The organism is Yersinia sp. 2553 StPb PI, assembly GCF_052217105.1.
Taxonomy (GTDB): Bacteria; Pseudomonadota; Gammaproteobacteria; order Enterobacterales; family Enterobacteriaceae; genus Yersinia; species Yersinia enterocolitica_E.
In genome coordinates this window covers 187,192-200,776 of record NZ_JAZGPX010000002.1, presented here as the reverse complement: position 1 = coordinate 200,776, position 13,585 = coordinate 187,192, and the positions used below count along the sequence as shown (strand labels likewise).

The window sequence follows — 13,585 nt, the reverse complement described above, 5'->3', positions numbered from 1 at the left end:
TATTTTATGATGTGCCAAAAGTCATTGGTGTTACCGGCAGGCAGTCAGCTAACGACCCTATAGCTCAAGCACTGCGGGGAAAACTGTGATGTAAGTTATAAGTCGATGTAAAAGCCCAGAGCCCCACTAAACCGAATAGAATCTCTTTTGCTATGCTTAAGCCTGATAAACAACAACACATTCATCACGGAAGGTTATATGAGCTTGGACACTCCCTCTGTGCCCCAGTTATCCGATCAACCGCTATCCGGTCAACAACGACGCTGCCATATGGTGCTGATGCTATTCATGCCTGCACACAAAGTACAACTGGACACCATCAGCCAATTCAATGGCGTCGGGCTAGCGACTACCCGGCAAGATATAACCGAGGTTGCTAATGAAATCCAGCGTTTCTACCATTTGCAGCTTAGCGCCGATAGTGACGATAGTTGTCTGATTCACGGTAGCCATCTTGATAAAAGGCTGTGCCTAATTCATTGGCTACGGCGTGGGTTACGCTATTGCCCGCATTTCGTTGAGAACCAGTTTGCTCCCCACCTGTATCAGGCTTTGTCATGGGATAACACGGTGCTATCGCAGCATCTGCCACAGATAATCAGCCAATGTGAACCCCATCTCAGTCGACAGTTAAATGAAAAAGACCGTCAGTTTTTACAACTGTATTTGGCTTATTGTGCTTGGGAAAATCGACAGCAGGTGTTGCCGGAATTATCACCCACTCAGCAACAGTGGTTAGAATGCAAACCCGCACTGGCGGCGGCTGACAGCTTGTTTGATTCATTTAATCCGTTATTAGGTCATGCGCTGAATAGAGTTGAACGGGATATGCTGATTCTGATGCTAACGATGATTAAAGCACACAGCTATCACAGCACTCAATCAGCGGAAGATGCCCGTCTAATCAACGCCATTCACCAATTGATCACGCATTTTCAGCAACTTTCGGGGATGACACTCAGTAGCAATGAAGCACTTATCAGCCAACTTTTTGCCCATCTCGCTCCCGCAATTGAGCGCTGTTATTTCAATATCGGGATTGATAATTCTTTGTTGGAAGAAGTTATCCAAAAATACCCGCGGCTGTTACGAACCACGCGACAGGCGCTGGCTACTTTTGAACAGGAATATCAGATTCAATTTTCTGTCGACGAAGTCGGTCTGATTGCCATTAGCTTTGGTGCCTGGCTGATGCAGGAAAATGCATTACAGGAAAAGCAGATTTTACTGCTGACGCGGAATAACCCAGAATTGGAAGAGCAAGTGGAACAGCAGGTACGTGAGTTAACCTTACTGCCATTACATATTAAATATTTGCCCCACGACGTTTATCTGCAATCGGGTGCCCCGCCCGGTACTACTGTGGTGCTCACACCGTATGCCGTACGGCAACCTGAATCAACGCCCCCGCTGATTCAGGTACTACTACCGCTCACTGAGCAACAAAACAAGCAGTTACGCAGTGTGTTGGAGCTGCCTTAACTGGCAGACTCTGGCTGACTCGGCACTACCCGAGGGCGAATAAACAGTGCCGGGATCACAATCAATGCCATAACCCAGAACACCCCTCCCTGATAATGCTCAAACAGGAAACCGGAGATCACCGTCATGACCGCAATTCCACCGCCCATCGCCAGTGCAGAATAAACTGACTGTAAACGGATCACATCCGGCCCACGTCGCGCGGCAATAAAACGCATGGCTGCCAAGTGGCAGACAGTAAACGAGCCACAATGTAAAATCTGAATCAAGATCAACCACGGCAATTCGGTGGTTGATGCCATTAAGCTCCAGCGCACTATCCCGGTGATCGCCGAAAGCAGTAATAAGCTGCGGGCAGTCCAGCGGCGAAATAGTACATTGCTAAATGCGAACACCAGAATCTCAGCGACCACGCCCAACGACCATAAATAACCAATGGTGGCGGCGGAATAACCAGCATCTTTCCAGTAAATAGAGCTAAAACTGTAATAACCGGCATGCGCACCTTGTAATAGGGTCACGCAGAGTAAAAAACGCCAGACCTGTGGCTCAGACAGTAATACTTTCCAGTGGGTGGCGACAACATTACGATGTTTAATCTCACCCTGCGGCATAATACTGGGTTTGAGGAGCGCCCCGAGTAACATGGCGGCGATACCGAAAGTCAGGCTATAGAGAATAGCCGTGTGGCCCCAAACAGAGACCAGCTTACCGGTCAATGCCGAACCGATAACAAAAGCCAGTGACCCCCACAGCCGGACCTTGCCGTAATCCATGGTTATCTGTTTCTGCCAGGTGGCTGCCAACGCATCGGTCAGTGGCACTAGTGGGCCAAAAAACAGGTTAAAACCCGCAATAACCACCATCAACCAGGCCCAACCATTACCAAACCAAAAACCCACCGCAAAGGCCAATGTCAGTAGTGCCAAAATTCGGATTGCTGTCACCAGATGAGAAGGATCTTTGACGCTGGGGGCAATGATCAGACTGCCAAGGAAACGGGAGATTAAACCGGCACCCAGCAAGATACCAATGGTTTCCGGTGGAATGCCTTCCCCTTGTAACCAGATGCCCCAAAAAGGCAGGAAAATGCCATAAGAAAAAAAATAGGTGAAATAGCTGAGCGACAGCCAACGTGTTGATTGCAATACCATGAATCCCTCCAGGCTCAGCCCGATACTGTGACAGAGGCCTCTTCCGCTGGCAACGTTGTAATTATGCAAACATACAGTTTGAGATGAGCTTCACATTTAAATAGGGTAATTTACAAAGTAACAACAGATTGCGCGGCCGCTATCGCATCGTTACATTCACGCTACAGATATCAATATCAGATATAAAAAAACCCGCATTCGCGGGTTTTCATTACAGCTTAACGATATCCAGCAATATTATGCGTAAACCGGTAAGTGGGCGCAGATAGCCAGTACTTTCTGTTTCACGCGCTCAATGGTTGCTTCATCGTTGATGTTATCCAACACATCACACATCCAGCCAGCCAGTTCGCGAGATTCCGCTTCTTTGAAGCCACGGCGGGTAATCGCTGGGCTACCGATACGCACGCCTGAAGTCACAAACGGACTTCTTGGATCATTAGGTACGCTGTTTTTGTTCACGGTAATATTCGCACGGCCCAAAGCGGCATCGGCGTCTTTACCGGTGATCTCTTTATCCACCAGATCCAACAGGAACAGGTGGTTCTCAGTACCACCAGAAACCACTTTATAGCCGCGCTCCTGGAACACTGACACCATCGCTTTGGCATTGTTAACTACTTGTTGCTGGTAAATTTTGAACTCAGGCTCCATGGCTTCTTTCAATGCTACCGCTTTACCGGCAATAACATGCATCAATGGGCCACCCTGGTTACCAGGGAAAACAGAAGAGTTCAGTTTCTTGTACAGATCTTCATCACCGCCTTTCGCCAAGATCAAACCGCCACGTGGGCCAGCCAATGTTTTGTGCGTGGTCGTGGTAACGACATGTGCATGTGGAACTGGGTTAGGATAAACGCCAGCAGCAACCAGACCTGCTACGTGAGCCATATCGACAAAGAACCATGCGTCGATGCTATCAGCGATTTCACGCATTTTTGCCCAATCAACGATACCGGAATAAGCGGAGAAGCCACCGATAATCATTTTTGGTTTATGAATTTCGGCCTGACGCGCCAGATCTTCATAATCAATCTGACCAGATTCATCGATACCGTAAGGTACGATATTGTACAGTTTACCGGAGAAGTTAACCGGTGAGCCGTGGGTCAGGTGGCCGCCATGGGCCAGGTTCATCCCCAATACAGTATCACCGGGTTGCAGCAATGCAGAGTAAACAGAGACGTTTGCCTGAGAACCGGAATGTGGCTGAACGTTAGCGTAATCGGCACCGAACAACGCCTTAGCACGGTCAATGGCCAGTTGCTCAACAACGTCAACATACTCACAGCCACCGTAGTAACGTTTGCCTGGATAACCTTCAGCATATTTATTCGTCAACTGAGAACCTTGCGCCTGCATAACACGCGGGCTGGTGTAGTTCTCAGAGGCAATCAGCTCAATGTGCTCTTCCTGGCGCACCACTTCTTGCTCCATTGCACGCCATAAATCTGCATCATAATCGGCAATGTTCATTTCACGCTTTAACATCCGGCTCTCCTGACTTAGCTAACAAGTTATACCTAGTGGGCTACCCGTTTGGGTTCTAGCCCACAGTGTAAACTGTTTCCCCCCCGGTAAGATAGGTCTTGACAGAGGTTTTTACGCAAACGATTGGCTTCAGACTGCGTAAGGCTTTGACCTGTTCAGACTTCATCCAGTGCAACGGAATTATCCTCATATTCATCATGTGATTTTTTCACATTCTGTGAGCTGACACGTCAAGGTAATCCCTTATAAGTGGAATCTGCATTTACAAATTAGGGTGCAATCTATAAGATGCATTTAAAATACATGTATTGATTTACACACTATAATACCCAAAGTAATTAGCGTGACAGCGAGGCTCGTAGATGGGCCGAGTAACAAAACCGCTGTGACGCCGAGTACCACGGGAATAAGGAGCACACCATGCTAGATAACCAAACCATCGCTACCGTTCAGTCCACCATTCCGTTACTTGCAGCCACCGGCCCCAAACTCACTGCACATTTTTATGATCGCATGTTTGAGCACAACCCTGAGCTGAAGCACATTTTCAATATGAGTAATCAGTTTAATGGCGATCAGCGTGAAGCTCTGTTTAATGCGATTTGCGCCTATGCAGCCAATATCGATAATTTGGCTGCACTACTGCCCGCTGTTGAGCGTATTGCTCAGAAACATACCAGCCTGAATATTCAACCTGAGCACTATGCCATTGTCGGCCATCATCTGATCAGCACTCTGGATGAGATGTTCTCCCCCGGCCAAGAAGTGTTAGATGCCTGGGGTAAGGCCTATGGTGTGTTGGCAGATGTTTTTATTCAGCGAGAAAGTCAGATTTATCAGCAGGGAGAGGCCAGCACCGGTGGCTGGCGGACCTTACGCCGTTTTCGTATCATTAAAAAAGAGATGCAGAGCGAGGTGATTTGCAGCTTTGTGTTAGCGCCGGAAGACGGTGGCCGGGTATTGGATTTCAAACCGGGGCAATATCTGGGGATTTATATTGAAGATGAACAACTTGAATATCAGGAAATCCGCCAATACTCACTCACTGCGGCACCCAATGGCAAGACTTACCGTATTGCGGTGAAACGCGAAGAACAAGGCACAGTTTCTAACTATTTACACCAGCAACTGCACGAAGGAGATAGTGTACGTATCGCTCCCCCTCGTGGCGATTTCTTTCTCGATATCTCACCAGAAACGCCTGTTGCATTGATTTCTGCCGGTGTCGGCCAGACGCCAATGTTAAGTATGCTCAATACCCTTCATGATAACCAACATGCAGCGCCGATACATTGGCTACATGCCGCTGAAAATGGCCGGGTACACGCGTTTGCCGATGAAGTCGCGACCCTTGCACAGAATATGCCGAATCTTAGCCGCCACGTGTGGTACCGCGAACCCACCGCTCAGGACCGTGCCGGTGATGATTATCACAGCCAAGGGCTGATGGATCTCAGTTCACATCAGTGGCTGGCGGCCGATCCCAATAGACATTATTATTTCTGTGGCCCGCTGGCATTTATGCAATATGCTGGCAGCCAGTTATTGGCGCAAGGGGTAGCATCCGCGCATATACATTATGAATGTTTCGGCCCACATAAAGTCATCTAACTATTGAATTTATCATCGAGAGGCTGCTCAGCCTCTCCTCTATTTCTGTTCTAAAAAAACCATCTGGTTATTACGTTTAAATTTGGTAGAACGTGATACAGATCTCATATATCCTACCTTAATATTGCCACGATGAGACATTCGGATGAATGTCTAGCTATCCATACAACTAAAATTAATAGTGTGGCTACAATTATCCCCTTACTATTTATTACTCGGTAATAGATTTTATTGCTGAGTGAAATAAGGCTGAATTGACCTACCATGAGTAAGAAATTCATAAAAAAAGAAGGGTTGGCATTGGTATCCATGGCGCGCTATTTAATTGGTGAGCGCCCCGGTAATCGACTTAAAACCATCGATGAATTATCAGAAGATTTCGGTATCTCAGTCGGTGTAGTTCAGCACGCATTAAAAGTACTGGAAGCTGATGGGGCGATCATCGTTGAGCGTCGAGGCCGTAATGGTACCTTGCTTATTGACCTGAATATGCCGCAGTTACTGCAACAGGCTGATTTAGGCAATATGGTATGCGCCATGCCACTGCCCTATACCAAGCTTTATGAAGGCTTGGCCAGCGGCTTAAGGGAACAATTCACCCTACTTCCGCTCTATTTTGCCCATATGCGCGGGGCCGAAGTACGTATCGAATGCCTGATAGATGGTGTCTACGATATGGCCGTCGTGTCGCATCTGGCAGCGAAAAGTTATCTGAACGAAGGGAAAGTGTCACTGGCATTAAATCTGGGTAATGGCTCTTACGTGGACGGCCACCAGCTTATTTGCCGCCCTGGTGAGCAGCACAAAATTCGGCGGGTAGGATTGGACCCGCGCTCACCCGACCAATGTTTGCTGACTGACATTAAATTTGCTGGCCAACCCATTGAGCGGGTTGAATTACCTTATAGTGACTGTATCGCACATATTAACCGTGGTGATATTGATGCTGCTATCTGGAATCTGGCCGAAGATATTCCTCATGAACACTTGCAGGCGATCAAATTACAAGGTGATGAGCGATATATTCAGGCTTCGCAGGCGGTGATCCTCATCCGGCCAGATAACCATCCGATCAAATTATTACTGGAAAAAGGCATCAATGAGGCATTGTTGCTTAACCATCAGCGGGCAGTACAAAATGGCGAGATAGAGCCTCGCTATTAATATTATTTGCCTGGCTGCAAACTAAGCCATTTTCAGGAGGTCAACTCTTTGGAAATTTGTATTGATGCGCGTCTTAATATTCTGTGTCAATCAGGGGTTATCGATACCGACATTGGTCAAGGTTTAGACCAAGTTATCAACCGCTTAGAGAATTTTTGGCAACTACCGGTTAGGGGTGAGCAGGGCATGATGGCCATTACCCATATGGCGAATGCATTAATGCGCACCCGCCGGGGCGAAGAGATCCATGCCCTGGATCCGGCGATATTAGCGGAAATTACCCAAAGTGAAGAAATTTACTATATCCGTGAGATCAATCAGGATTTATTGGCCTATTTTTCACTAAAACCGACAGAAAACGAAATAGGATATTTACTCGCGAACCTTTACGGTCTATACCTTTCTAGTGACATACCTCCGCTGCGCTGAAATGAGCTTCGCGGATGTATCGTTAAACAAACAACATCAGGGTCTTTTTTCACTAAATATTCAAAATAATAATAATTTAGCAAAATAATTCTGCCTCGGGCGCCCTTAGGACATCAAATGTTTTTAAAAACCCTTTTAAAACAAAATACTAAATTAATCGATGCCGCTATCTCATATTGGCAACAGGGGGAAATTTATCCAGACAGCTATGTTATTGACGTCGAACAAACTGAGGCCAATGCCCGTCTACTGGTTGAAACCGCCAGTCGGTACCAGATAAAACTGTATCTGATGAGTAAACAATTTGGGCGTAACCCTGAACTATGCCGCCGTCTGCTGGCATGTGGTTTTCAGGGAATGGTCGCGGTTGATTTTAAGGAGGCGCGGCAACTATACCGCCATGCTATTCCTGTCGCTCATGTAGGTCATTTAGTACAGCCGCCCTCAGCAATGGTCGAGGAGATAGTGCGCCAGCGGCCAGAGGTCATTACTGTTTTCTCGTTGGAGAAGGCACTGGAGATCTCTCAAGCCGCGTACCGCCAACATACTATCCAACCGCTGATGCTGAAAGTATCTCAGCCCGGAGACGTACTGTATGCCGGGCAGGAAGCCGGTTTCGCCTTAGAAAATTTACCCGTAACTATTGCTGCCATCAATGAAATGCCAGCCGTGCGCCTGGTCGGGATAACACACTTCCCTTGCATGCTGTATGACCCCCACTCGCGCCAGACCTTGCCGACCGCTAATATGCATACCTTGCTGGCGGCCCGCGATATCCTGTTGGCACAAGGCGTTAACATTCAACAGATCAATGCTCCGTCAGCCACCAGTTGCACTACCCTGCCCCAATTGGCTCAATTAGGCGTGACACACAGTGAACCCGGGCATGCCCTCACCGGCACTATCCCCGCCAATCAGCATGCTGACCAACCAGAACAGATTTCTATGCTTTATCTGTCTGAAATCTCACACCATGTAGCTGATAGCAGCTATTTTTTTGGCGGCGGTTATTATCGCCGTGGCCATTTGCAAAACGCATTAATTTGGCATGACAATCAGTTCAGCCAACGCGCGGTATCTCCGATTGAAGATAGCAGTATCGATTACTGCCTGCGTTTGGCCGGTAAATTCCCAATTGGTAGCCCAATTATCATGAGTTTCCGCACTCAGATATTTGTTACCCGCAGTGACGTGGTATTGATGGATGGAATTCAGAGCGGAAAACCCCGGCTACTGGGCTGTTACGACAGTCAGGGTAATCAACTCAGGTAAAACAAGAAGCCAATGCTTTAGCCCTGGTAATAGGTTCTAATGATGGTCTTATTGAATGATATGGCCGATAAACAATATTGTTACTGTACTGATTGATAAAACTGCCGATATATTAGTTGTCGATATCGTAAGCACTACTAATGAAATTATGCATTCAGTAATAAAAAACTGCCGATATCTGGATGAAATTTCGCCCCTATACAAACCCTCTTCGGAGCCTACCCGATGATCAATCCTAACGGATACACCTACGCACACGAGCATCTCCACATTGATTTGTCTGGATTTAAAAATAATCTGGACTGTCGCCTCGATCAATATCAGCCGATTTGTGACGAAATGCGTGAACTGGTGAGTAAAGGGGTGCTGAACATCATCGAAGTGACCAACCGATACATGGGCCGTAACCCTCAGTTTTTATTGAATCTGATGCGTGACAGTGGCATAAATATCATCGCATCAACCGGTTACTACACTGACAGTTTTTACCCGCCGAGGGTGCGTGAAAGTAGCGCACAGCAATTGGCACAAACCATGATTGATGAGATCGAGACAGGTATTGATGGCACGGCACTAAAAGCGGGCGTCATTGCCGAGATAGGGACCAGCGAAGGGGTTATTACCCCTGATGAGGAGAAAGTGTTTCATGCTGCAGCACTGACTCATCATGCAACTGGCCTGCCCATCTCAACCCATACCAGTTTCAGTACCATGGGATTGCAGCAAATTGCACTACTCAAACAACATGGTGTAGCGCTCGATCGCGTCGTTATGGGCCATTGTGACCTGAAAGAGCAAACTGATCTTATTGTGCAAATGATCGAGATGGGCGTGTATGTCCAATTCGACACCATAGGTAAAAATAGTTATTTCCCGGACCAACGCAGGGTCGCGATGTTAGTGGCGTTGGCTGAACACGGGTTGCTGGACAGAGTCATGTTGTCGATGGATATCACCCGTCGCTCACATTTAAAAGCGAATGGCGGTAGCGGGTTTAGTTACTTAGTTGATTCGTTTGTTCCCATGTTACTGGCCGCAGGGATTTCCCACGCTCAGGTGGAAATGATGTTGCGCCACAATCCTAATAAATTTTTCGCCACGCAAGGAAAGTGATTATGAAGAAGATTGGCATTGCCGGGCTGCAACGAGAGTTAATACGCGAAATGATTGAGCAGACGGCACCTAATACCTTTGAGACATTTATTCTCTCGGACATGGATGCGGCTATCAAAGTGAAAGAAGGTCAATTGGACTATTATATCGGTGCCTGTAACACTGGTGCTGGAGCGGCATTATCAATGGCTATCGCGATTATTGGTTATAACAAAAGTGCCACTATCGCCAAGCCTGGAATCAAGGCGAAACCTGAGCAAATAGAGAAATTGGTGACTGAGGGCAAAGTGGCATTTGGCTTATCCGTCGAACATATTGAACATGCAATCCCACTACTGATTACACAGTTGCGCTAAAGGGGACACCACCGTGGATTATATTCATATTGTTGTGGTTGCTCTGCTGACAGGGATGACCGCGCTGCTTTCTCACCGTTCCGTTGCCGTGTTTCATGACGGTATCCGCCCTATTTTGCCACAGTTGGTTGAAGGGAATATGAGCCGCCGTGAAGCGGGGAGTATTGCTTTTGGTCTGAGTGTGGGTTTTATCGCCTCAGTCGGTATCTCATTTACCCTCTCGACCGGCTTACTTAACTCCTGGTTACTGTTTTTGCCAACTGACATCATTGGTGTGCTGGCAATCAATAGCTATCTGGCATTTGCTCTGGGTGCTGCGTGGGGTATTTTGGCCCTTACCAGCTTACCGGCAGTTAATACTGCGCTCACCTCATTACCAGTGAATTTTATCGGTTCTCTGGGGGAGTTGAGTAGCCCAGTGATATCCGCCTTTGCCCTATTCCCGTTGGTGGCTATTTTCTACCAATTTGGCTGGAAGACTGCGGTTATTTCCGCCTTTATCGTGCTGCTGACCCGTCTGCTGATTACCCGTTTCACCGGGCTATTCCCTGAATCAATTGAAATTTTTGTCGGTATGATTCTGCTTATCGGCATTGCCATTGCCCAAGACTTACGGGCAAAAACCCACCTGGGAGGTGGTGGCGGACACTCGGTATTTGAAGAGCGAACCCAGCGAATTATTAAGAACTTGCCGATGCTGGCGGTAGTGGGTGGATTAATTTCAGCCGTCGCCAGTATGAAGATTTTTGGTGGTAGCGAAGTATCAATTTATACACTGGCAAAAGCTTACGCGCCGGGTATCACGCCGGAAGAGTCATTGGCATTAATCCATCAGGCATCACTGGCTGAGTTTATGCGTGGCCTCGGATTTGTGCCGCTGATTGCTACTACGGCACTGGCGACCGGTGTTTATGCCGTTGCAGGTTTCACTTTCGTGTTTGTGGTCGGTTATCTGGTTCCAAACCCCTTACTGGCAGGGATAATCGGCGCGGTGGTGATATCACTGGAAGTGCTAATGCTGCGTTCCATCGGAAAATGGTTAGGCCGCTTCCCATCAGTACGTAATGCGTCTGATAATATCCGTAACGCCATGAACTTGCTGATGGAATACGCGCTGTTAATCGGGGCAATTTTTGCGTCGATCAAGATGGCCGGTTATACCGGTTTCACTATCACTACCGCCTTATATTTCCTGAATGAAGCTATTGGTCGCCCGGTGATGAAGATTGCCGCACCAGTGGTGGCGGTGATTCTTGCCGGTATCGTGTTGAACCTGTTCTACTGGCTGGGGTTATTTGTTCCAGCATAAATCCTTGGTACTTGAAGTTGCAGGAGTGTTCGCTTGCGGCCTACCTGCAACGCCAATTACTTCGAATTTAGGTGTAAAAAAAGCCCGCTTGTGGAAACGGGCTTATTATCACGTCAATAGATGGGAAAAAGTGCCGAATGGGTCGTAGCAGCGTGCCCATCGGTGCCGTCTCTCCACCAGTCGCCAAATTTAAATCGCTTCTTCGTCTTGCTCACCGGTGCGGATACGCACCACACGAGAGACATCGAATACAAAGATTTTGCCGTCGCCAATTTTACCTGTCTGGGCCGTTTGCATAATCGCTTCAACGCAGGTATCGACAATATCGTCAGCAACCACAATTTCTATTTTTACTTTTGGCAGGAAATCCACCATATACTCAGCGCCACGGTACAGTTCGGTATGCCCTTTCTGGCGACCAAAACCTTTTACTTCTGTCACTGTCATCCCGGTGATACCAACTTCAGCCAGTGCCTCACGGACATCATCCAGTTTGAATGGCTTAATAATCGCGTCAATTTTTTTCATGGTGAATCCCTGTTTTACCAATTCTTGCGGCCAAAGCCTGATGTAATCGGATAGCGTCTATCTTTACCAAAATTGCGGGCAGTAATACGTGGCCCGACAGCCGACTGACGCCGCTTATATTCATTGATATCTACCAGGCGAATGACCTTACGCACGATAGTTTCATCAAAACCGTCTGCGACCAAATCAGTCACCGACTTATCCTGCTCGACGTACCCTTCGAGAATAGCGTCCAAAATATCATAAGGTGGCAGACTGTCCTCATCTTTCTGATCAGGAGCCAGCTCAGCAGACGGTGGACGAGTAATCACCCGCTGTGGAATCACATAAGAGACGGTATTACGGTATTCCGACAGTTTAAACACCAAGGTCTTTGGCACATCTTTCAATACATCAAAACCACCGGCCATATCACCGTACAGCGTGGCATAGCCCACCGCCATTTCACTTTTGTTACCGGTAGTTAATACAATACTGCGACGCTTGTTAGACAAGGCCATCAATACGACACCGCGGCAGCGTGCCTGTAGATTCTCTTCCGTGGTATCGCGCCCTGTTCCGGCAAACATCGGTGCCAGTTGGCCCATAAAAGCATCAAACATCGGCTCGATGGACAGCACATCAAATTCAATACCGAGAATTTCAGCTTCTTCTTTAGCATCCGCAATACTGATATCGGCGGTGTAGCGGAACGGCATCATCAATGCCTGGACTTTATCTTTGCCCAGCGCATCAACTGCAATCGCCAGTGTCAGCGCCGAGTCAATCCCACCGGACAAGCCCAGTACCGCGCCATTAAACCCATTTTTGGTCACGTAATCACGCACCGCCAACACCAGCGCTTCATACACTTGCGCTAATGGCGGTAACTCTGCGACAGGGGCCGTCATAGGGACCACATTGCACTCATTCAATTGCAATAAGGTAGTCTGTTCCGCAAAAGCCGCCAAACGATGCGTCATATTACCCGCCGCATCGAATACCTTGGAGCAACCATCAAAAATCAGCTCATCCTGCCCACCAATCTGGTTGAGATAGACCAATGGCAACCCGGTACGCTGGCAATGTGCTGCCATCAGAGTTTTACGAATATACGGTTTTTCACGGTTATATGGCGAGGCATTGATCGACAATATCACCTCTGCACCGGCAGCTTTAGCGGCATCTACCGGGCCATCGAACCATAAATCTTCACAGATAAGCAGCCCCAACCGGTAGCCATTCAGTTCCACGACACAGCTTTCATGACCGGCAGAGAAATAACGTTTTTCGTCGAACACACCGTAGTTAGGCAATTGTTGTTTAAAATAGCGCCCTAGCAATTTACCATCAGCAAACAGGGACAATGTGTTATACAAGTTGCCCTCTTCGCGCCACGGATGCCCCACCAGTATCGCCGTATGCTGCGTTGCCGCCTGCAAACGATCCAGTTGCGCTTCACAACGTTGATAAAAATCATCACGATACAGCAGATCTTCTGGCGGGTAACCGGACAAAGCCAGCTCGGAGAACATAACCAGTGAGGCACCCGCCTTCTGCTGCTCATTTAAGGTTTGCAACATACGTTCAGTGTTGCCTTCAATATCGCCAACCAGCCAATTCAACTGGGCTAACGCAATGGAAAGTGATCTGCTCATTTGTATTTAAACTCTATTTCAGCTTTATCAGGGAATAAC

11 protein-coding genes and 1 pseudogene are annotated in these 13,585 nt (G+C 47.8%); 8 read left to right on the top strand and 4 right to left on the bottom strand.

The window, feature by feature from the left end; translation table 11 throughout:
• Positions 1 to 198 precede the first annotated feature (198 nt).
• Complete coding sequence (csiE, locus tag V2A84_RS02095) at positions 199 to 1,482, top strand: stationary phase inducible protein CsiE (protein WP_083163167.1); 1,284 nt, start codon at positions 199 to 201, stop codon at positions 1,480 to 1,482.
• On the opposite strand, the gene V2A84_RS02090 is transcribed toward csiE, so the two are convergent.
• Both V2A84_RS02090 and glyA read right to left on the bottom strand, forming a co-directional pair.
• A complete protein-coding gene (locus V2A84_RS02090; RefSeq protein ID WP_083163165.1) occupies positions 1,479 to 2,636 on the bottom strand; it encodes a 3-phenylpropionate MFS transporter in 1,158 nt (385 codons plus the stop codon). The two genes, csiE and V2A84_RS02090, sit on opposite strands and share 4 nt — an antisense overlap.
• A gap of 237 nt (positions 2,637 to 2,873) precedes the next feature.
• On the bottom strand, positions 2,874 to 4,127 hold the full coding sequence (gene glyA / locus V2A84_RS02085; RefSeq protein ID WP_442848562.1) for a serine hydroxymethyltransferase: 1,254 nt from the start codon (positions 4,125 to 4,127) through the stop codon (positions 2,874 to 2,876).
• Between the two features lie 411 nt (positions 4,128 to 4,538).
• Here glyA and hmpA point away from each other — a divergent pair.
• The 7 genes and pseudogenes from hmpA to V2A84_RS02050 form a co-directional block, all read left to right on the top strand.
• A pseudogene (gene hmpA, locus V2A84_RS02080) lies at positions 4,539 to 5,738 on the top strand (NO-inducible flavohemoprotein); the annotation flags it as partial.
• 264 nt (positions 5,739 to 6,002) lie between these two features.
• Entirely contained in the window at positions 6,003 to 6,902 is a 900-nt protein-coding gene (gene yhfZ / locus V2A84_RS02075) for a GntR family transcriptional regulator YhfZ (RefSeq protein WP_083163159.1), read from the top strand.
• Positions 6,903 to 6,950: 48 nt separating this feature from the next.
• Positions 6,951 to 7,331 carry a PRD domain-containing protein gene (locus V2A84_RS02070; protein WP_083163157.1) on the top strand — a complete coding sequence of 127 codons (381 nt, stop codon included), beginning with the start codon at positions 6,951 to 6,953 and terminating at the stop codon, positions 7,329 to 7,331.
• A 117-nt stretch (positions 7,332 to 7,448) separates the two neighbouring features.
• Positions 7,449 to 8,603 (top strand): YhfX family PLP-dependent enzyme, encoded by a 1,155-nt coding sequence (locus V2A84_RS02065; protein ID WP_083163156.1) that lies wholly within the window; start codon positions 7,449 to 7,451, stop codon positions 8,601 to 8,603.
• A gap of 225 nt (positions 8,604 to 8,828) precedes the next feature.
• Entirely contained in the window at positions 8,829 to 9,716 is an 888-nt protein-coding gene (locus V2A84_RS02060) for a phosphotriesterase-related protein (protein ID WP_442848561.1), read from the top strand.
• Between the two features lie 2 nt (positions 9,717 to 9,718).
• Positions 9,719 to 10,072, top strand: a complete 354-nt coding sequence (locus V2A84_RS02055) for a DUF2620 domain-containing protein (RefSeq protein ID WP_372559686.1) — start codon at positions 9,719 to 9,721, stop codon at positions 10,070 to 10,072.
• Between the two features lie 13 nt (positions 10,073 to 10,085).
• Positions 10,086 to 11,381 (top strand): YhfT family protein, encoded by a 1,296-nt coding sequence (locus tag V2A84_RS02050; RefSeq protein WP_083163153.1) that lies wholly within the window; start codon positions 10,086 to 10,088, stop codon positions 11,379 to 11,381.
• A 189-nt stretch (positions 11,382 to 11,570) separates the two neighbouring features.
• On the opposite strand, the gene glnB is transcribed toward V2A84_RS02050, so the two are convergent.
• Positions 11,571 to 11,909 (bottom strand): nitrogen regulatory protein P-II, encoded by a 339-nt coding sequence (glnB, locus tag V2A84_RS02045; RefSeq protein WP_002231018.1) that lies wholly within the window; start codon positions 11,907 to 11,909, stop codon positions 11,571 to 11,573.
• A gap of 14 nt (positions 11,910 to 11,923) precedes the next feature.
• Positions 11,924 to 13,546, bottom strand: a complete 1,623-nt coding sequence (locus V2A84_RS02040; RefSeq protein WP_442848560.1) for an NAD+ synthase — start codon at positions 13,544 to 13,546, stop codon at positions 11,924 to 11,926.
• Positions 13,547 to 13,585: the final 39 nt, after the last annotated feature.

Coding starts and splice junctions, on each gene's coding strand:
- csiE (WP_083163167.1), top strand. CDS start 199: ATGAGCTTGGACACTCCCTCTGTGCCCCAGTTATCCGATCAACCGCTA.
- V2A84_RS02090 (WP_083163165.1), bottom strand. CDS start 2,636: ATGGTATTGCAATCAACACGTTGGCTGTCGCTCAGCTATTTCACCTAT.
- glyA (WP_442848562.1), bottom strand. CDS start 4,127: ATGTTAAAGCGTGAAATGAACATTGCCGATTATGATGCAGATTTATGG.
- yhfZ (WP_083163159.1), top strand. CDS start 6,003: ATGAGTAAGAAATTCATAAAAAAAGAAGGGTTGGCATTGGTATCCATG.
- V2A84_RS02065 (WP_083163156.1), top strand. CDS start 7,449: ATGTTTTTAAAAACCCTTTTAAAACAAAATACTAAATTAATCGATGCC.
- V2A84_RS02060 (WP_442848561.1), top strand. CDS start 8,829: ATGATCAATCCTAACGGATACACCTACGCACACGAGCATCTCCACATT.
- V2A84_RS02055 (WP_372559686.1), top strand. CDS start 9,719: ATGAAGAAGATTGGCATTGCCGGGCTGCAACGAGAGTTAATACGCGAA.
- glnB (WP_002231018.1), bottom strand. CDS start 11,909: ATGAAAAAAATTGACGCGATTATTAAGCCATTCAAACTGGATGATGTC.
- V2A84_RS02040 (WP_442848560.1), bottom strand. CDS start 13,546: ATGAGCAGATCACTTTCCATTGCGTTAGCCCAGTTGAATTGGCTGGTT.